This is a genomic window from Nocardia inohanensis NBRC 100128, from assembly GCF_001612945.1.
Classification (GTDB): Bacteria; Actinomycetota; Actinomycetes; order Mycobacteriales; family Mycobacteriaceae; genus Nocardia; species Nocardia inohanensis.
In genome coordinates, this window is sequence record NZ_BDBK01000002.1 from 454,966 (window position 1) to 473,530 (window position 18,565).

General features: G+C 67.9%; 21 protein-coding genes. 9 read left to right on the plus strand and 12 right to left on the minus strand.

Annotation, left to right across the window (positions count from 1 at the left end):
* Positions 1–89 precede the first annotated feature (89 nt).
* Both purN and purH read left to right on the plus strand, forming a co-directional pair.
* Positions 90–791, plus strand: a complete 702-nt coding sequence (purN, locus tag NI1_RS08315; protein WP_084522954.1) for a phosphoribosylglycinamide formyltransferase — start codon at positions 90–92, stop codon at positions 789–791.
* Entirely contained in the window at positions 788–2,374 is a 1,587-nt protein-coding gene (gene purH, locus NI1_RS08320) for a bifunctional phosphoribosylaminoimidazolecarboxamide formyltransferase/IMP cyclohydrolase (RefSeq protein WP_067816428.1), read from the plus strand. The genes purN and purH overlap by 4 nt, the downstream gene beginning before the upstream one ends.
* 73 nt (positions 2,375–2,447) lie before the next feature.
* Here the strand turns inward: purH and NI1_RS08325 are convergent, their stop codons facing one another.
* Positions 2,448–2,909, minus strand: coding sequence for a hypothetical protein (locus tag NI1_RS08325; protein ID WP_067816430.1), 462 nt, complete (start codon positions 2,907–2,909; stop codon positions 2,448–2,450).
* 216 nt (positions 2,910–3,125) lie between these two features.
* Here NI1_RS08325 and NI1_RS08330 point away from each other — a divergent pair, with 216 nt between their 5' ends.
* Positions 3,126–3,689, plus strand: coding sequence for a LysM peptidoglycan-binding domain-containing protein (locus tag NI1_RS08330; RefSeq protein WP_067816433.1), 564 nt, complete (start codon positions 3,126–3,128; stop codon positions 3,687–3,689).
* Between the two features lie 337 nt (positions 3,690–4,026).
* Here the strand turns inward: NI1_RS08330 and rpsR are convergent, their stop codons facing one another.
* The 4 genes from rpsR to rpmB are packed head-to-tail and all read right to left on the minus strand — an operon-like array spanning position 4,027 to position 5,043.
* Complete coding sequence (rpsR, locus tag NI1_RS08335) at positions 4,027–4,281, minus strand: 30S ribosomal protein S18 (protein ID WP_067816435.1); 255 nt, start codon at positions 4,279–4,281, stop codon at positions 4,027–4,029.
* Between the two features lie 34 nt (positions 4,282–4,315).
* Positions 4,316–4,621, minus strand: coding sequence for a 30S ribosomal protein S14 (gene rpsN / locus NI1_RS08340; RefSeq protein ID WP_067816437.1), 306 nt, complete (start codon positions 4,619–4,621; stop codon positions 4,316–4,318).
* A 1-nt stretch (position 4,622) separates the two neighbouring features.
* Positions 4,623–4,793: a 50S ribosomal protein L33 gene (rpmG, locus tag NI1_RS08345; protein WP_067816438.1), complete on the minus strand. Its 171-nt coding sequence runs from the start codon at positions 4,791–4,793 to the stop codon at positions 4,623–4,625.
* 13 nt (positions 4,794–4,806) lie between these two features.
* Positions 4,807–5,043, minus strand: a complete 237-nt coding sequence (gene rpmB / locus NI1_RS08350; protein ID WP_067816440.1) for a 50S ribosomal protein L28 — start codon at positions 5,041–5,043, stop codon at positions 4,807–4,809.
* A 114-nt stretch (positions 5,044–5,157) separates the two neighbouring features.
* Between rpmB and mrf the strand changes: the two genes are divergently transcribed.
* Genes mrf through rpmF form a run of 3 tightly spaced genes read left to right on the plus strand, consistent with a single transcriptional unit; the run spans position 5,158 to position 6,930 of the window.
* The gene (gene mrf, locus NI1_RS08355) at positions 5,158–6,474 is read left to right on the plus strand and encodes a ribosome hibernation factor-recruiting GTPase MRF (RefSeq protein WP_157535010.1); all 1,317 of its coding nucleotides are present in this window, start codon (positions 5,158–5,160) and stop codon (positions 6,472–6,474) included.
* Between the two features lie 4 nt (positions 6,475–6,478).
* Positions 6,479–6,754, plus strand: coding sequence for a type B 50S ribosomal protein L31 (locus NI1_RS08360; RefSeq protein ID WP_067817943.1), 276 nt, complete (start codon positions 6,479–6,481; stop codon positions 6,752–6,754).
* A 2-nt stretch (positions 6,755–6,756) separates the two neighbouring features.
* Positions 6,757–6,930, plus strand: a complete 174-nt coding sequence (rpmF, locus tag NI1_RS08365; protein ID WP_067816444.1) for a 50S ribosomal protein L32 — start codon at positions 6,757–6,759, stop codon at positions 6,928–6,930.
* A gap of 93 nt (positions 6,931–7,023) precedes the next feature.
* On the opposite strand, the gene NI1_RS08370 is transcribed toward rpmF, so the two are convergent.
* The gene (locus NI1_RS08370) at positions 7,024–7,248 is read right to left on the minus strand and encodes a hypothetical protein (RefSeq protein ID WP_067816447.1); all 225 of its coding nucleotides are present in this window, start codon (positions 7,246–7,248) and stop codon (positions 7,024–7,026) included.
* Positions 7,249–7,489: 241 nt separating this feature from the next.
* Entirely contained in the window at positions 7,490–8,509 is a 1,020-nt protein-coding gene (locus NI1_RS38780) for a DUF1906 domain-containing protein (RefSeq protein WP_067816450.1), read from the minus strand.
* Positions 8,510–8,788: 279 nt separating this feature from the next.
* Here NI1_RS38780 and NI1_RS08380 point away from each other — a divergent pair, with 279 nt between their 5' ends.
* Positions 8,789–9,595: a VOC family protein gene (locus NI1_RS08380; protein ID WP_067816453.1), complete on the plus strand. Its 807-nt coding sequence runs from the start codon at positions 8,789–8,791 to the stop codon at positions 9,593–9,595.
* A gap of 13 nt (positions 9,596–9,608) precedes the next feature.
* Here the strand turns inward: NI1_RS08380 and NI1_RS08385 are convergent, their stop codons facing one another.
* The 5 genes from NI1_RS08385 to NI1_RS39160 form a co-directional block, all read right to left on the minus strand.
* On the minus strand, positions 9,609–10,424 hold the full coding sequence (locus NI1_RS08385) for an MHYT domain-containing protein (RefSeq protein ID WP_067816455.1): 816 nt from the start codon (positions 10,422–10,424) through the stop codon (positions 9,609–9,611).
* Between the two features lie 87 nt (positions 10,425–10,511).
* Positions 10,512–11,102, minus strand: coding sequence for a GTP-binding protein (locus NI1_RS08390; RefSeq protein WP_067710699.1), 591 nt, complete (start codon positions 11,100–11,102; stop codon positions 10,512–10,514).
* Between the two features lie 151 nt (positions 11,103–11,253).
* Positions 11,254–11,628, minus strand: a complete 375-nt coding sequence (locus NI1_RS08395; RefSeq protein ID WP_067710436.1) for a DUF742 domain-containing protein — start codon at positions 11,626–11,628, stop codon at positions 11,254–11,256.
* A 12-nt stretch (positions 11,629–11,640) separates the two neighbouring features.
* Entirely contained in the window at positions 11,641–12,048 is a 408-nt protein-coding gene (locus tag NI1_RS08400; RefSeq protein WP_067816458.1) for a roadblock/LC7 domain-containing protein, read from the minus strand.
* Positions 12,045–15,395 carry a sensor histidine kinase gene (locus NI1_RS39160; RefSeq protein ID WP_369690127.1) on the minus strand — a complete coding sequence of 1,117 codons (3,351 nt, stop codon included), beginning with the start codon at positions 15,393–15,395 and terminating at the stop codon, positions 12,045–12,047. Before NI1_RS39160 ends, NI1_RS08400 begins: the two co-directional genes overlap by 4 nt.
* 426 nt (positions 15,396–15,821) lie before the next feature.
* On the opposite strand from NI1_RS39160, the gene NI1_RS08410 reads away from it, so the two are divergent.
* Both NI1_RS08410 and NI1_RS08415 read left to right on the plus strand, forming a co-directional pair.
* A complete protein-coding gene (locus NI1_RS08410) occupies positions 15,822–16,508 on the plus strand; it encodes a response regulator transcription factor (protein ID WP_067816463.1) in 687 nt (228 codons plus the stop codon).
* An 80-nt stretch (positions 16,509–16,588) separates the two neighbouring features.
* Positions 16,589–17,983, plus strand: a complete 1,395-nt coding sequence (locus tag NI1_RS08415) for a sensor histidine kinase (protein ID WP_084522956.1) — start codon at positions 16,589–16,591, stop codon at positions 17,981–17,983.
* Positions 17,984–18,565 lie beyond the last annotated feature (582 nt).

Consider the following 18,565-nt stretch of genomic DNA (forward strand, 5'->3'; position numbering starts at 1 on the left):
GAATATCCGGAGAGGCGGACGGGCCGGAACAGCGGTCAGGGCGCTTAACTGCGGGAGAGGCGGCACCGTTAGTCTTTAGGGCGATGGCCATGCCCAGGCTGTCTCTTCCGCTCCGACTCACAGGGAGTAGTGCGCTGACGTCCACGCCCGCCCAGCTGCTACCGCCGACCGCGCCCGCGACCGTCGTGGTGCTGGCTTCCGGCACCGGCTCACTGCTGCGTTCGCTGCTCGCCGCGACTCAGGATTCCGGCTATCCGGCCAAGGTCGTCGCCGTGGGCGTGGATCGGGACTGTGCCGCGACCAAGCATGCCGAGGATTTCGGGATCCCGCATTTCAAGACGGCGCTGAGCGATTTCGACGGCCGCGCCGAATGGGATCGGGGCCTGACCGAAGCGGTTTCGAGCTTCGCCCCCGACCTGGTGGTTTCGGCCGGTTTCATGAAGATTCTCGGCCCGGTCTTCCTGGATCGCTTCGGCGGTCGCATCATCAACACCCATCCCGCGCTGCTGCCGGCTTTCCCGGGCGCGCACGGGGTGCGCGACGCGCTGGCGTACGGCGTGCGGGTTACCGGCTCCACCGTGCATCTGGTCGATGCCGGTGTCGATACCGGCCCGATTCTCGCGCAGGAGGCGGTCACCGTGCTGCCCGATGACGACGAGTCGACCCTGCACGAACGCATCAAGGTCGTGGAGCGCCGGCTGCTGGCGGAAACCGTCGCCGCCGTCGCGACCCGAGGCATTGTCTCCGATGGACGAAAGGCAGTTATCCCAGATGAGCGAGTTCTCCGGTGAGTGAACGCAAGCCGATCAAGCGGGCCCTCGTAAGTGTTTACGACAAGACCGGTCTGATCGAACTGGCCACCGGTCTGCACAATGCGGGCGTGGAGCTGGTCTCGACCGGTTCGACCGCCGGCAAGATCGCCGACGCCGGCATCCCGGTCACCAAAGTGGAAGACCTGACCGGTTTCCCGGAGACCCTGGACGGCCGGGTCAAGACGCTGCACCCGCGCGTGCACGCCGGCATCCTCGCCGACACCCGCAAGTCGGAGCATGTCGACCAGCTCGTCGAGCTCGGCGTGGAGGCTTTCCAGCTCGTCGTGGTGAACCTGTACCCGTTCACCCAGACCGTCGCCTCGGGCGCGAGCATCGACGAATCGGTGGAGCAGATCGATATCGGCGGCCCGTCCATGGTGCGCGCCGCCGCCAAGAACCACCCGTCGGTCGCCGTGGTCGTCTCCACCGGTGACTACGACAGTGTGATCGAGTCGGTGAAGTCCGGCGGGTTCACCTTCGCCGAGCGGACCGCCTTGGCCGCCAAGGCTTTCCAGCACACCGCTACCTACGATGTGGCCGTCGCCAGCTGGATGACCAGTGTCGCCGTCCCGGCCGCCGAGGCCGCCGCGGGCGTGGAAACCGAAGCCGCGCAGCGTTTCCCGGAGTGGATCGGCGCGACCTGGAACCGGGACGCGGTGCTGCGCTACGGCGAGAACCCGCATCAGGCCGCCGCGCTGTACACCAGTGAGGGCGGCGCGGCCGGTCTCGCGCAGGCACAGCAGTTGCACGGCAAGGAGATGTCGTACAACAACTACACCGACGCCGATGCCGCCTGGCGCGCCGCCTACGACTTCGACGAGCCGGCCGTGGCGGTCATCAAGCACGCCAATCCGTGCGGCATCGCGGTGGGCGCGGATATCGCCGAGGCGCACCGCAAGGCGCACGCCACCGATCCGGTCTCGGCGTACGGCGGCGTGATCGCGGCCAACCGCGAGGTCTCGGTGGAGATGGCCGAGCAGGTCGCCGAGATCTTCACCGAGGTCATCGTCGCCCCGTCCTACGCCGACGGTGCGGTGGAAGTGTTGCAGCGCAAGAAGAATGTGCGCGTGCTGATCGCCGAGCCCGCCACCCGCAAGGGCCCGGAGCTGCGTCCGGTGAGCGGCGGCGTGCTGCTCCAGGACCGCGACATCCTCGACGCCGAGGGCGACAACCCGGCCAACTGGACCCTCGCCACCGGCGAGGCGGCCGACGCGCAGACCCTCGCCGATCTCGAATTCGCTTGGCGCGCTTGCCGTGCCGTGAAGTCGAACGCGATTCTGCTGGCGAACGACGGCGCGGCCGTCGGCGTCGGCATGGGTCAGGTGAACCGGGTGGACTCCTGCAAGCTGGCCGTGGATCGCGCCGGTGAGCGCGCCAAGGGTGCGGTGGCCGCGTCGGACGCGTTCTTCCCGTTCTCCGACGGCCCGCAGATCCTGGTCGACGCGGGCGTGCGCGCCATCGTGCAGCCGGGCGGGTCGATTCGCGATACCGACACCATCGAGCTGTGCAAGGCGGCCGGCGTCACGCTGTACCTGACCGGTTCCCGGCACTTCGCGCACTGAGTCGTAAGCGCTTGTAGCGCAAGGAAGTTCGAGGCCCGGCGGGATCGTTTCAGGCGATCCCGCCGGGCTTTTCCTATGAGCCGCTGACGACCTGGCGGTTGCCGAGTGGGGACTTCAGCTGGATCTCCAGGCTGCCGAAGACGACGTTCATGGTGCACATCTTGCCGACGGCGTCGGCCCGAGTACCGCCGCGCAGTTCGACTTTGACCGTTTTGTCGGTTTCCGTAGTAGTGGCGTCCACGCCGTAACACTCCGGAATCCCGGTCTGGAAGTTCACCGCGATCTTGTCGTCGGTGATCCGGGTCCAGCTGTCGAAGCTGATGGCATGCGGTTTCACGATGGTCGGGTCGGCGGTGAACATCCGGCCCAGCTGACCGGCGGGGGCCTCCGAGGGCGGGGCGGCCGCGGTGGTCGTGGCGGAGCTGGTATTCGATTGCCCGCCATCGGAATCCGAGCCGCCGCAGGCCGCGGCGGCCAGCAGTAGTGGCAGGGTGACGGCGATAGCGATCTTGTGGCGTCCACGAGTCCCGTACATGGCGATCACCCTAGTCCGCCGACACCGTACAGCCGGTTTCGAGCATTCGAGGTGAGGATGTGGCGAACATCTAGCGACACGCGGCCGAAACTTTGATTCACGCGGCGCGTATCCCTGCGGTGACCGGTCGTTCGTTGGTAATTTTGTGACAGATGTGCGAATGCAGTTCAGTGCCATCGACTTATCTGCTTGATCCCCCTCCGGAAAGGACGCACCGTGGGCGACTCGTTGAAGGCCGGCGAAGAACTCAAATTGGGAGAGTCGCTCAAGGGCGGCGCTTACTCCCTCACCCTGCAAGAGGATGGCAACCTGGTGCTGTCCGAGCCTGACGGCAACGTCGTGTGGGCCGCGGGCACCAATGGTCAGGGCGTGGAACGCGCGACCCTGCAAGACGACGGCAACTTCGTCGTTTACAAGTCCGACGGCGCCGCCTGGTCCACCGAGACCAATGGCAAGTCGGCCGACCGCCTGGTCGTGCAGCCCGACCGCAACGTCGTGCTCTACGGCACCGACGGCTCCGCGCTGTGGAACTCGGGCACCAACACCGACAACCCGCTCCCGGCTCCGGTCGAGGAGGTCCACACCGAGGCCGCCGCGGTCGAGGATGTGCCGCCGCCGCCCCCGGCCGCCCAGACCTACACGGTCGAGTCCGGCGACACCCTGTGGGCCATCGCCGAGCGCTTCTACGGTGACGGCAACCGCTACCCGGAAATCGCCGCCGCCTCCGGCATCGACAACCCGGATGCCATCAACCCGGGCCAGGTTCTGACCATCCCGTAAATCGCGTCAACCGCGGGATGAAAACCGAAGTCCCCCGAGTGCTTCCGCACTCGGGGGACTTTCACGTTTGGGGCGGGCCGAACCCGCGATGCAGTTTCCGGGGCGGGCCGAACCCGTGATCGGGTTTCCGGTGCGGAGCCGCCGCCCGCTGGGTTCCGGTTTCCGGTGCGGAGCCGCCGCCTGCTTGATCAAGGTTCGAGGGGCGGAGCCGCCGCCTGCTTTATTCGGGGTTCGAGGGGCGGAGCCCCTCGGTTCCTCCTACATCAAGTAGGGCCCCCGATGCGTAAGCATCGGGGGCCCTTGGCTTTTCATCCCCGGAGGGGAAGCGTCGCCAGCCCTACCGGCTGGTGAAGGGGAGCAACGCCATCTCTCGGGCGTTCTTCACGGCGACGGCGACCTGGCGCTGCTGCTGCGGGGTCAGGCCCGTCACGCGGCGCGAGCGGATCTTGCCGCGGTCGGAGATGAACGTGCGGAGCAGGTTCACATCCTTGTAGTCGACGGTTTCGACGCCGGCGGAGATCAACGGGTTCTTCTTGGGCCGGCGGGCCTGCTCGGCGCGGACCTTCTTCGACGGTGCTCGCTTCACTGCCATGTCAGCGGTTCCTTACTCACGAGATCGTGGATGCTTACCAGCTCGATTTGTGCACACCGGGCAGTTCTCCCCGGTGAGCCATCTCACGCACGCGCACTCGCGAGAGACCGAACTTCCGGAGATGACCACGCGGGCGTCCGTCCGCGGCGTCCCGATTGCGCAATCGTACCGGACTGGCATCGCGCGGCAGCTTGGCCAGCGCGGACTGTGCGGCGGCCTGTTCCTCGGGGGAGGAGGTGGGCTTGCGGATGATCTCCTTGAGCTCCGCGCGCCGCTCGGCGTAGCGCGCCACGATCCGTTTGCGCTCTTCGTTTTTGGCGATCTTCGACTTCTTGGCCACGTCAGCGGTCCTCGCGGAACTCGACGTGGCGGCGCACCACCGGGTCGTACTTCTTGAGCACCATCCGGTCGGGATCATTGCGCCGGTTCTTGCGGGTCACGTAGGTGTACCCGGTCCCGGCGGTGGACTTGAGTTTGATGACCGGTCGGATATCGGTCGATTTCGATGCCATCCAACGGCTCCCTTCAGAGTTTCTCGCCGCGCGCCCGCAGCCGGGCCACGACCGCTTCGATGCCGTCGCGGTCGATGGTCTTGATGCCCTTGGCCGAGACGTTCAGCGTGATGCGCCGGCCTTCGCTGGGCAGGTAGTAGGTCTTGCGCTGGATATTGGGGTCCCAGCGCCGGTTGGTTCGCTTGTGCGAGTGCGACACGGACTTGCCGAAGCCGGGCTTCCGGCCCGTGACCTGGCAGATGGCCGACATGGGCACTCCCTTCCAGTGTTTCTTACTGCTGATGACAATCGTTTTCGACAACGAATGTATTCCAAGGTACCCTCGGCAACCGGTAAATGAAAATCGTTGTCGAAAGGGGTCCCGGTGGCCATCCGACCCACGCCCGAACCCGAGCGCGACCGCCGCACACCAGTCCTGGTGCTGGCCGGACTCCCGGGCCGCGCCGCCGACGGCGTGGACCGGGCCGCGCGCCTGCTCGGTACCGAACCGGGCACCGTCGTGGTCCGCCACGACCTGTCCGAACTGCGCGAAGGCGTGGTGCGCCGCTCGGTCCAGGCGGACGGCCGGGAAACCGTCAGCGTGCTGGAGCTCGCACACGGCTGCGTCTCCTGCACCCTGCGCGCCGACCTGCTGCCCTACCTGTGCCTGCTGGCGGAGCGAGATTCGGTGCGGCGCATCGTGCTCGCGCTGGACCCGGCCTTCGAGGCGGAGGCGGTGTGCCAGGCCATCACCGATGTGGTGGTGACCGGGGTGGTCGGCCGGGTTGACGGCCCGGCCGGGCGCAGCGTCCGGATCGACGCGGTGCTCACCGGCCTCGATGCCCGCGACTGGCTGGCCGACGCCACCGGTGACGAGACCCTCGCCGACCGCGGGCACGCCACCGCCGACGATGAGCGCACCGTGGCCCAGCTCGCCGTCGGCCAGGTCGAATTCGCCGATGCATTGATCGTTTTCGACGGCGGCGCGGAGCTGCACGACCGCCTGCGCACGTGTGCGGTACTGGCCCGGCTCGCCCCGCAGTCCCCGACGGCCTTCGTCACCACGCCCGAGGCGCTGGACGCGGAGGAGTTGAACCGGCTGCTGCGGCTGATTCCGGAGACCGCGCGCCGCGGCGCGCCCTTCGATCCGCACGCGCCGCTGCTGCGCGGGCAGCCGCCGCTGGACTCGGATTCCGGTGTGACGCTGATGGAATTCGCGACCGACCGCCCGTTCCATCCCGATCGGCTGCATTCGGCCATCGATGTGCTGCTCGACGGCGTGGTCAGCGTACGCGGCCGGGTCTGGCTCGCCACCCAGCCGGCCGAGGTGGTGTGGCTGGAGTCCGCCGGTGGCGGGCTGCGGGTGGGCGGGGCCGGGAAATGGCTGGCGGCAATGAGTTCCGAAGAGCTCGCCGAGGTCGATCCGGAGCGGCGGCTGATGGCGTCGTTGCGCTGGCACGAGAACTTCGGTGACCGCCACACCTCGCTGGTGATCCTGGTCGCCGATGCCGATCCGGAGGAGATCCGCCATGCCTTGCACTGGGCGCTGGTGGACGACGACGAGCTGCGGCAGGTGCGGTTCGCGCCGGAGCGAGTGGCGTTGTGGCAGGACCCATTCGGCGATCAGCACGAAGAGCCTTGTGACAGTACGAAATCCACGCCGGTCAGCGGCGACGGGACTTCCCGCAATAACGAAAGGTGATGTGATGAAACAAGGAATCCATCCCGATTACCACCCGGTGGTCTTCGAAGATGTCAGTACCGGAAAGCGTTTCCTGACCCGGTCGACCGCGGTGTCGACGCGCACGATCGAGTGGGAGGACGGGAATACCTACCCGCTGCTGGTCGTCGATGTCACTTCCGATTCGCACCCCTTCTGGACGGGTAACCAGCGCGTCCTCGATACCGCCGGCCGGGTCGAGAAGTTCGAGCGCCGTTACGGCAAACGGGTGCGGAATTCGGCCACCGGAAAGGAGAACTAGCAATGGCGGTTCCGAAGCGGCGGATGTCGCGAGCCAATACCCACAGTCGCCGTTCCCAGTGGAAGGCGACCCCGGTTGATCTGGTCCCGGTCAAGGTCGACGGCGTCGTCCACCGGGTCCCCCGCAAGCTGGCGCGAGCGGTCGAACGCGGTCTGATCGACCTGGACAAACTCTGAGCAGGCTCCGCTTGCGTGCGGACTCGGGGGTTTGGGGGTTCGCCCCCAAACCCCCTTTTCACCAGGGGATTCGGGGGCGAGGTCCAAGAGGGGCTAACCCTCCTTGGCCGCCAATTCCACCAGGGTGGCGGCGAGCTGGAAGTACTTGTTCTTACCCAGATCGGCGATGGTCTTGATGCCGAGCGCCTCGAGCAGCTGGGTGTCGTGCTTCTCGGTCAGGCCCGCGAGGGCCGACGGGGGAGCGGCGAGGATGTCCTGCAAGGACTTGCTTTCGTAAGCCTTGTCGAGAACCTTGTCGAGTACAACGCTGACGGCCATGTGGGCCTCCTTCGTAGAGCACAAGATCGGACCAGGCCGACGATAGTGGCAATGCCGCTGCCTCACCAGGGATCTGCCTACGTGTTGCGGTGGTATCGCGGATGTCCGGTTTGTGTTCCGGGCGCGAAAAAGTCGTCCCAAAGTTGTGAATTCGTGTCGTACCGGCGGTATTGTCGTCGGCGAGGGCGGGTTCTCCTGAGTATTGGAGAACCCGCTCATCGCCACTTTCGGGGCCGTCAATTCAACTGTCGGAAGCGACAATCCGGCCGTGAGACTCCGACGTTTGCCCGTTTTGTTCGGATTCTTTCCCGTTCGGGCTCGAACCCCACCCGGGCAACGGCAGATCCGGCAGCGCCTGCTCCAGCCGGGCCAGCTGCTCGGCGACCACCGTCGCCGGTCCCTCGATCAGCGAGAACGGCCACGGCCAGTGGTGCCCGGACAGCCGCGCCACCTCGTCCTTCAGATCGGCGGTGGTGGCCTCCAGTTCGCTGATCTCCGTGCGCAATTCGTCGATCTGCGTCAGTGCCGCCGCCAGCCCGTCCACCACGGTCCGGTTGTGCCCCTGCGCGTCGTGCCCCAACTGCGGCCAGCCGGCCAGGCCGGGCCCGCGCAATTGGATCTGCACATCGCGCAGCATCTCGTCCTGTTCGGGTGTCAACTCGGGTTCCTCCTGCACGAAATCCCATTGGCCGAAATCGGCACGGTCACTGGTGTTCACGTCGCATTCGACGCCGTCCACGTACACCTGTTCGCCGGTCTGGAAGATGCTGATCCGCGGATCCACATTCCCGCCCGACCAGGCGATGGTCTGCCACCCCCAGCTGGCCGTCCCCGCGTCCAGGGCCCGGCTCAACGGCCAATACCCGCCGTAGATCCCGACATTCGCCCGCCCCAGCACGCTCGCCGCGCCGTCCAGGTAGGCATTGATGGGCTCCTGCTGCTGCGGGGTGGCGTCGAAATCCGCGGAGAAGTAGATGGGCCGATCGCGCCGCCCGCCGCAGCGCAGCACCTGCGCCAGCGCGGCGCGCGCGTCGGTGACCCCGGCGCCGTACCCGTCCAGCATGCGGGCGGCGGTGGTCTCCCAGTTCGACACGATCGAAATATCGTGTGCGCGAAGATCGTCCGCTTCGTCCGGTGTGAGCAATTTGCCGGGAAGGGTGGGTCCCCCCGAGGAGAGATACCGCACCACGAAGGTGTAACCGGCGGCCCGGATGGCGCTCGCACTGGGTCGACCTGCCGCGTAATCCAGCCCGAAACGCATGTCTACCACTGTAATTCGCAATCCGCACAGCCGCGTCGCATTGCCCGTTTTCGCCCCTCACAACCCCATACATCCAGCGAAAACCCAGCGATCATGGACCGCCTGGTGGTTGACTATGCGCCAAAATACGCCGACGTGACAACTGATTAGGCGCGGTGTGGGTAACTCACCGGGGACGTCCGAAATCGGCTTGGCTCTTAACCGCCGGCACGCATGCATGCCTTTCGACGGCTCGCAGCCGGGCGCTGAAGTCGCGGAGAGGCGGAAAGAGATGACCCCATGCCTGTACGCAGTGAAGCCTGGCCCCCGGGAACACCGTGCTGGGTCGACTGTCAGGTCGACGATCCGGCGAAAGCCGGTGCGTTCTACGCGGAGTTGTTCGGCTGGGATGTTCAGGGCGGCGGGGACGAGAGCGGCGGATACCTGATGGCGCTACGCGACGGGGAGGCCGTCGCGGGGATCGGGCCGAAGCCCGAGTCGAGCATGCCTTCGGTTTGGACGACCTATTTCGCGGTCACCGATGCCGACGCCACCGCCGAGAAGGTGACGGGGGCCGGTGGCAGCCTGCTCGTACCGCCCTTCGACGTCATGGAATTCGGCCGCATGTTCGTCGCCGCCGACGCTTCGGGCGCGCCCTTCGCGGTGTGGGAAGCCCGCGCCCACAACGGCGCGGCCGTGCACAACGAACACGGCGCGTACGTCTGGAACGACCTGCACACCGACGATTTCGAGGGCGCGAAGCGGTTCTACTCGGAGGTCTTCGGCTTCACCTGCACCGAACACGACGACGACTCCATGCGCTACGCCGTCATCACCCCGCCGGGCGGGACGGACCTGGTCGCCGGAATCAACGACGACACCCGGAACGGCGCCGCCCCGGGCCGCCCCTACTGGCTCACCTGGTTCCAATTCGATGATCTGGACACGGGTTTGAAGCGAGCCGAGGAGCTCGGCGCGGCCGTGCTCATGCCCGCCGAGGACGGACCCTTCGGCCGGATGGCGATTCTCGCGGCCCCGCAGGGTGAGCTGTTCGCCCTGCTCGATCCCGCGCGGGCGAGCGGTGAGGTGCCGCCCGGCGAGAGCTGACGACGGAGAGGGGTCAGCGCACCCGCTGCGCGGCCGCGCCGCGCGAGGCGGCGGCCAGCGAAGTGCTGTGCGCGTTACCGGAATCCGGGGCGAGGAACGGCTGCCGCGCCTCGCGCCGGTCCGGGGCGACCAGGATCGCGGTGATCGGCACCGTCAGCGACAGCGAGCCGATGATGAAGAACGGCACGAAGAAGTCGAACAGCTGCTGCCCCTCGGGCGGCGCGGCGCCGGCCGCCACATGCACCTCGACCCCGGTGATGCCGGCGTAGTGCATGGCGATCACCAGCACCGCGAACACCACCGAACCGCCCAGCAGCAGCGGCAGCGATTTCACGGTCAGGCTGAACCAGATGGTCAGCACCGAGATCATCAGCGCGATCACGTACACCGCGATGATCGAGACCAGGCTGCGGTCGACCGAGCCCGGCACGTGAATCGCGGAGAGCAGGAACAGATGCGAGGTGCCCAGACCGCCGGCCATCACCACCGCGCCGATCCCCAGGCGCACCCAGTTCAGCGTGCTGCCCGCGATGAGCAGGGCCACGAACACCGAGATGCCCGAGATCACCGTGGAGACATTGGTCAAAGTGGCTTCGTAGCGCAGGGTCTGGGCGTTTTCCAGCTCCAGCCCGAGCATGAGCATGAACACCGGCATGGCCACGCCGACGCCGCCGATGGACGAGGAGGCCACCAGCACCCACACCAGCCGGAATTTGGCGGTCACCGATTTGGTGGACTGCCGGATGCAGGCCAGCCCGCACGCCACCCCGGCGAACGAGGTGATCAGCGCCAAGCCGACCACCCAGAAACCCATCGAGAAGTAGATCACCCAGAACCCCTGCCTATGTAATCCCAGTCCATTCCGTCGGTTTCCGGCGCGGGCGCGTCCGCGCCGGAAAGACGGTGCGTGCGAGCGCTATCCGCGCTGCGCCGCCATCAGCCGCTCGATCGCGTATTCGGTGACCGCCGCCAGCGCCCGTCGTACCTCACCCGGGTCGCGGGCGTCGATATCGACGATCGGCACGCCTTCGCGCACGCTGAGCGCCTCGCGCAGCTCCGAGACCGGGAAGCGCGGGGCGTCGGGGAAGCGGTTGACCGCGATCAGGAACGGCAGCGATTTGGCTTCGAAGAAGTCGACCGCCGCGAAGCTGTCCTCGATGCGCCGGGTGTCGACCAGCACCACCGCGCCGATGGCGCCCTTGATGAGGTCGTCCCACATGAACCAGAAGCGCCGCTGGCCGGGTGTGCCGAACAGGTACAGCACCAGGTTGCCGGGCAGGATGATGCGCCCGAAATCCATGGCGACCGTGGTGGTTTCCTTGCCGGGCGTGGCGGCCAGGTCGTCGTGGCCCTCGGACATGCCGGTGACCATGGCCTCGGTGCGCAGCGGCACGATCTCCGAGACCGCGCCGACGAAGGTGGTCTTGCCGGCGCCGAAGCCGCCCGCCACCACGATCTTGGTGGAGGCTACCGAGCGCGGTTCCTCGCCCGGTCGCGGCGGGTACACGGGTGCGGCGCCGCCCGGCAGCGGGAGCTGGCCGGTGGTGTACTGGCCTCCGTTCGCGAACTGGCCGGTCGGGTACTGGCCGCCGCTCGCGAATTGCCCAGGTGGGTACTGGTTTCCGCCGGGTTGCGGCCCGCCGGTGTAGCCCCCGCCATCAAAGGGCGCGGAGTCCATGCAGAGTCCTCTCCATCAAAGACCGGCGCTCGTCGAAGGTCGCTTGGTCGCTCAAAGTCGAATGCAGGCGCAGGGTGCCGGCGACGACGAGGTCGCCGATCACCACCCGCACCATGCCCAATGGCCGCTGTAGATGCGCCGCGATCTCCGCGACCGACAGCCGGGCGGTGCCCAGCCGCAGGATCTCCGTGCGGATGTCACCCGCGGGCCAATCGAAATGGGCCGTGTAGGACAGGGTTTCGACGACCGCCTCGAGCGGCAGATCGACTGCCGGCTCGGTGCGGCCGGAGGTCAGCGCGTACGGGCGGACGCGGCTGGTCGGGCGATTGCCGCCGGCACCGTTGGAAATGGTCATCGGCGGGCTCGTCTAGGCAGTACGGGCGGTGGCCTGGACCACGGACCCGACCCGGTCGACCAGCAGCGCCATCTCGTAGCCGATGCGGCCGATGTCGTGCTGCTTGTTGGCCAGCACCGCGAGGTGCGAGCCGTTTCCGACTGTCATGACCAGCAGGTAGCCGCGCTGCATCTCCACGATGGACTGCATCACCTTGCCGCCCTCGAAAAGCTGTGCGGCGCCGGTGGAGAGGCTGGCCAGGCCGGCCGTCACCGCGGCCAGTTGCTCGCCCCGATCGGACGGCAGGTGCGGGCTGGTGGCCTGCAACAGGCCGTCGGCGGAGACCAGAACCGCGTGCGAGACCCCCGGGACCTCCCGGGTGAACCGCGTGACCAGCCAGTTCAGGTTCTCGTCGGTCGTGGTGCGCTGTGCGTCGGTCATGCATGCCCTCCGTCTGTGTACTGCGTATCGGCCCGCCCGGAGCGGACGCCGCTGAGGTGCCTGGTCAAGCTGTTACGAATCTCTTCCGGATTGCGGGCGCTGCCGTCGTCCTCCTGTGCGGCCGCACCGGGCACCAGCTGTGCCCCCGGCCGCCGGATCGGCAGACCGCCCTGCGTCCGCCCGCCCCCTTGCGGATTGGCGGCCTCCTCGGCCGCGGCCCAGCCGGCATCGGCCTCCGAAGACCACACGGACTCGTTCGGCTCACCCGCCGCCGGTTCCACCAGCCACTCCGAGACCATCCGCTGGAAGATCGGCGAATCATGCTGCGGCCGAGGCGCAGCCGCCTCCCCCGCAGCCGCGATATCGCTCAACGCATGCGATCCCGTGGTGGTAGCCGCATCAGCACCGGCCGAACCCCGGTCGCCGCCACCGAACTCGGTGACCGCCCCGCTCGCCCCATTCCCGAACGACCCGCCGCCGTTCCCACGCTCCGGCGCAATGCCATCGGCCGCGTTGCCCTCAGCACCGCCCCCGAAGCCGCCAGTGCGGTCAGCCGCGTTCCCGTTGCCGAAGCCGCGGTTGCCATCGGCTGCGTTGCCATTGGCGAACCCGCCGTTGACTTCAGCCGGGTTGCCGCCACCGAAGCCGCCGTCGGCGCTGCCGAATCCGCGATCGGCGGCACCGTTGGCAGTGCTGCCGAATCCACCATTTCCGTTGGCAGCACCGTCGTTGCCGAAGCCGCGGCTGCCGTTGGTGGCGTTGCCGAAGCCGCCGGTGGTTTCGGCGGGGTTGCCATCGCCGAAACCACCGGTCTTGTCGGCGGCGGGGCCGAAGCCATTGCCGTTGGCGGCGTTGCCGTTCGCGGTCGGGCGGTTCGGGCCGCCGAAGTTGCCGGTGGCGACATTGCCGCCGAAGGCGCCGCGGGGGTTGCCGGTCTCGTCGTCATCGCGGCCGTGGAGCTCTTCGCTGCGATTGCCGAGATCGGTGCTGTTGCCGGCGAAATTGCCGGGGTCGTTGTTGCCGGCGTAGCCGTTGGCGTTGCCGAAGCCGTCGCCGCCGAAGCCGTTGCGCGGGGCGTTCGCGCCGAAACCGGTGCGCTCTTCGCTGTTTCCGAAGCCTTCGCTGTCGCGCAGATCGAAGCGGGTGGTGGCGGGGCCGTCACCGGTGCCGCCGTTGGCGATCGGGGGGACCGGGCGCAGCGGCGGTTCGGGCTGGGCGCCGGAGTTGTCGCCCCAGAAGTCGACCTTGCTGGGCTCGGAGCCGTACGGGCCGGGATCGGTGCTCTCGACGAAAGCGTCGGTGAAGCGGTCGTTTCCGCGGCCGAAACCGCCGGTCACCGGGAATTCTCCGGTATCGCCGCCGGGCGTCTTGCGCTGCGGCAGACCGGAACTGGTGACACCGAAACGCTGCGGCGGAGTGGTCTCCGGCAGGTTCGGCACCGGGGTCAGGCGCGGCGGCGTGATCACCGGCTGCGGGCCCGAGACGGGCGCACCCGGGACGGGCGCGACCGGCAGGGCGCCGGTGACCGGGTACTGGCCGGTCGGATCGCCACTGCGCTCGGGCGCCGGCGAGACCAGCGAACCCGGCAGGTGCACGCTGGCGGTGATGCCCGGCTGCTGCACCATGGCCGAGGTCCGGCGCAGGCTCACGGTGATGTTGTGCCGCTTGGCCAATCGGCCCACGACGAACAGGCCCATGCGGCGCGCGGTCTCGACATTGACCTCACCACCGGAGGCCAGGCGATCGTTGATCGATTGCAGGTCTTCGGCATTCATGCCCAGACCACGGTCGGTGATCTCGATCAGGTAGCCGCCGTCCACGGCCCGCGCCACCGACACCGCCACCGGGGTGGAGGGCGGCGAGTAGCGCAACGCGTTGTCGATCAGCTCGGCCAGCAGGTGCTCGATATCGACCGCGGGCTCACCGGCGACGATGCCGTCCGGCACGGTCCCGATCTCGACCCGCTGATAATCCTCCACCTGCGAGACCGACGACCACAGCATGTCCGACAGCGGCACCGGCGCGAGATGCCCACGGCGCAAGGCCGTTCCGGCCAGCACCAGCAGGTTGTCGCCGTTGCGGCGCATACGGGTGGCGAGGTGGTCGAGGCGGAACAGCGATTGCAGCCGCTCGGAATCGTCCTCGTCGCGTTCCAGTTCCTCGATCAGCGAGAGCTGCTGCTCGACGAGCGATTGGCTACGGCGAGACAGCGTCTCGAACATATTGCCGATCTGGAGGCGCAGTCGCGCCTGCTCGGCGGCGAGGTGCAGCGCCTGGGAGTGGATATCGTCGACGGCTCGGGCCAGCTGCCCGATCTCCTCGGTGGTGTGCACGTCCACCGGCATGATCTCCGGGGTCACGCCGCCGGCGCGCACCACCTCGAGCTCCTGCGGCAGGTCGATGTGCGCCACCTGCAAGGCATCTCGCCGCAGCCGCCGCACCGGCACGACCAGCGAGCGGGCCACCACCAGCGCGATGGCCAGACCCGCCAGCAGCATGCCGATAACGATCGAGGTATCGCGGAGCACGTTGTTACGGGCCTCGGTGGTCAGCGAGGCGAGCTTGCCGTCCATGGCCTCGATCACCGAGGAGATCTCGCGGTCGTAGGCGGCGGCGCTGGCGTGCAGCGCATCCTGCATGGCCGGGATCTGCCCGAGATCCGAACCGGTCTGCGCCAGAATGCCGGCGCGGGTCTGCGCGGCGTCCTTGAGCACATCGGCATCGGCGTTGGTGGTCGGCGCCATGCCGCGGTAGACCTCGATCAGGGTGAGCTCGGCGCCGATGGCGGTGAGCAACCTGGTGCGCAGCATCGGATTCCGGTCCGCGTCCGGCATGGCCAGCATGACGCGCTGCGTGGTGAGCACGCGGCGCGCGGTATTGGCCGAACCCATTTGCAGGAACAGTCGCTGCACCCGCAGGTCGGCGATGCTGGGCGAGGTGGCGAGCGCGTTCTGCACCTTGGTGCCGACCTGATCGGCTTGATCACCGATGGCGGCGGGTGCGAGCGAGCGCAGGCTGTTGCGCATGGTGCGGGCCATCGCGACGGCCTCGCTGACGTTCTTGGTATCGAGCACTTCGGCATTGGTGGCGCGGATCTGGGTCTCCAGTTCCGCCACGGCCTGATCGAATTTGCTCGCCGCGGCCTCCAGGGCCGGATCGGCGTTCTGATTGCCGAATCCCGCGATGGCGGTGATCGCCAGTTCGTCGGTGGCCGACATGAATTTGACCGTGGGCCTCACCAGGTCCGACTGCTCACTGCCATTGCTCAACTGCGCGATGGTCTGCAACTCGCTGTTGATTCGCAGTACCGCGAAGGTCGCGGCCAGGAGCACTGGTAGCACCAGCACGATGCCGACCTTGCGTGTGACGGGCCAGTTGGACAGGCTGAATTGCCATGTTCGCGGTGCTGCTTCCATCCCGCTGCCGTCGCCTCCGCTTTTCACGAGTGACCCCCAGGTCGTATGCGGTTGTGCGGTTTTGGGGTCGAATACCCGCCCGGAACCAACTAGAGGTCTTCTTTTACGGCCTGCAACATACCGCGCGGGCTGACTAACGGCAATTCGGGCGACTCGGTGTATGAGACTCCGAATGCCGGTTTGCCACAACATCTTTCGAATAGGCATACGGGTGCCGTGAAGTTGCCGGACGCGGGGTTACTGAAGAGTTAGCAGGTCACAGCGCCGCGCCCGGAGCCGCGCCGAATGCTGGCCCCTCGGCGTGTCGAATGGGACCTTCTCAGTCACCTCTCAGTCGTTGTGGGCAGACTGGAGCCCATGCGCATTCTCGTAGTCGACGACGACCGCGCGGTCCGGGAATCACTGCGCCGCTCGCTGACCTTCAACGGCTACTCCGTCGACCTCGCGGTAGACGGCATGGACGCGCTCGAGAAAGTCGCCGCCGCGCGCCCCGACGCCCTGGTCCTCGACGTCATGATGCCCCGGCTGGACGGCCTGGAAGTATGCCGCCGACTACGCAGCACCGGCGACGATCTGCCCATTCTCGTACTCACGGCGCGGGATTCGGTCTCCGAACGTGTCGCCGGTCTCGATGCCGGCGCCGACGACTACCTGCCCAAACCGTTCGCGCTCGAGGAACTCCTGGCCCGGCTGCGCGCCCTGCTGCGCCGCACCACCGTGGAGGCGGCCGAGAACTCCGAGACCCTGACCTTCGCCGATCTCTCCCTGGACCCGGTCACCCGCGAGGTGCTGCGCGGCGAACGCCAGATCAGCCTGACCCGCACCGAGTTCTCGCTGCTGGAGATGCTGATGGCCAATCCGCGCCGGGTGCTCACCCGCAGCCGCATCCTCGAAGAGGTGTGGGGCTACGACTTCCCGACCTCCGGCAACGCGCTCGAGGTGTACATCGGCTACCTGCGCCGCAAGACCGAGGCCGAGGGCGAACCCCGCCTGATCCACACCGTGCGCGGCGTCGGTTACGTGCTGCGTGAGACGCCGCCGTAGGAGCCGGGCTCGTGGGTAGAACCATTCCGAAACGCCCCGTGGTCGCCGCGCTGGGCGGGCAACGCGGCGAATCCGCGGAGATGCGGCCGCCGACACCGCTGACCAGCTCGGTCTCGCTGCGCTGGCGGGTGACGCTGCTGGCCGCCTCCGTGGTGGCGGTGGCCGTCGCCTTCACCTCCATCGCCGCCTATGCCATGGTGGCGCGCTCGCTGTACGCGGATGTCGATTCGCAACTGCGCGCGCGGGCCTCGCTGATGATCGACAACAACTTCGACAGCCTGGGCTTCCAGTCCATCGTGCTGGCCGGGCTGTACTCCAGCGATGTCGGTGTGGCGCTGATCTTCCCGGATCTGCAAACCCCCTACATTCCGCCGCAGACCACCATCCCGCCGGTCGGCACCCAGGAGCTGGCGGTCGCCAAGGGCGAGATCGCCTACTCGCTGCGCACCGTCGACAATCAGCGAGTGCTGGCCCGCCGCACCCACTCCGGCTCCACCCTGGTGGTTTCGCAGCGCCTGCAACCCACCCGCGAGGTGCTCGATCGGCTGGCCTGGCTGCTGTTCGTGGTCGGCGGCTGCGGCGTCATGCTGGCCGCGGCGGCCGGAACCGCGGTGGGCCGCACCGGTTTGCGGCCGATTGCCCGGCTCACCGCCGCCACCGAACGCGTGGCCCGCACCGACGATCTGACGCCCATCGCGGTCACCGGTGATGATGAACTCGCCCGGCTCACCGAGAGTTTCAACACAATGCTGCGCGCATTGGCCGAATCCCGCGAAAGACAGCGGCGTTTGGTGGCCGATGCCGGGCATGAGCTGAAAACGCCACTGACGTCTTTGCGCACCAATATGGAGTTGCTCATTGCGTCGTCCCGGCCGGGCGCTCCGCGTATTCCGGACGAGGACATGGCCGAATTGCGCAGCGATGTGATGGCGCAGATCGAGGAATTGTCCACGCTGGTGGGCGATCTGGTGGATCTGGCCCGCGAGGACGCCCCCGAGACGGTCTACGAACAGGTCGATATCGGGGATGTGGCCGAACGCGCATTGGAGCGAGTCCGGCGCCGCCGCAGCGGTATCGAATTCGAATCCCAGCTGCGGCCCTGGTTCGTCTTCGGCGATGAAGCGGGCCTGGAACGTGCCCTGCTCAATGTGCTCGACAATGCCGCCAAATGGAGCCCCTACGGCGCCAACGTGCTGGTCGGCATGCGCGAGACCGGGCGCGGGTTGCTGGAGTTCACCGTCGACGACGCCGGCCCCGGCATTCCGCCCGCCGAACGCGAGCTCGTCTTCGAACGCTTCTACCGCACCACCGCCTCGCGTTCCATGCCCGGATCGGGTCTGGGCCTGGCCATCGTCAAGCAGGTGGTGACCAAGCACGGCGGCACCATCACCGTCGACGGTTCCGAGCGCGGCGGCACGCTGATCCGTATCGTGCTGCCTGGGGAAGGCACCCCGCCCGCGGTCCCCGAGAACTGAATCGGCGAAAAGGCTCGGCGAAACCCAAGCACGGTCTCAGTCCGCTCTCAGTCGTCACCGCCAGGCTTGGCACGAGACTCGAGGAGAAAACGAGAAATGACCGAGGATTCGAAGGACATCCGGGGCGCACAGCCCGAGGGACAGCAGCCCGCCCAGGCCGACGGCACCGCACCGCAACGGCTCGGCACCCAGTCCGAACAGCTCGACCTGACCGGTGGCGGCAGATCGGACCGGCGCGACCTGCCGCCCGCGCCCCCCGAATCCTCCACCGCCTCCGGCCTGCCCAAGCGCGCCCCGGGTGCGCCGGACGCCGGCACCGAACCCGATCGCCCCTTCGACGGTTTCGCCCCCGCGCATCCGGCCCAGGCGAGCGCCCCCGGGACTTCCGCTCACTCCGGCAGCGCCGGCGATCTCGCTCCGGATGCCGCGACCGGCGACACGGGGACTCAGGCCCCCGGCAGCACGCATCGGGTGTTCGGCGCGGCGGGCGATTTCACCGCGGGCGCGGCGGCGGCCGCTACGGGCAGTGCGGCCGCCCCGGATGCAAGCGACGCGACCGGCTTCGGAGCCCTTGGCACCGAC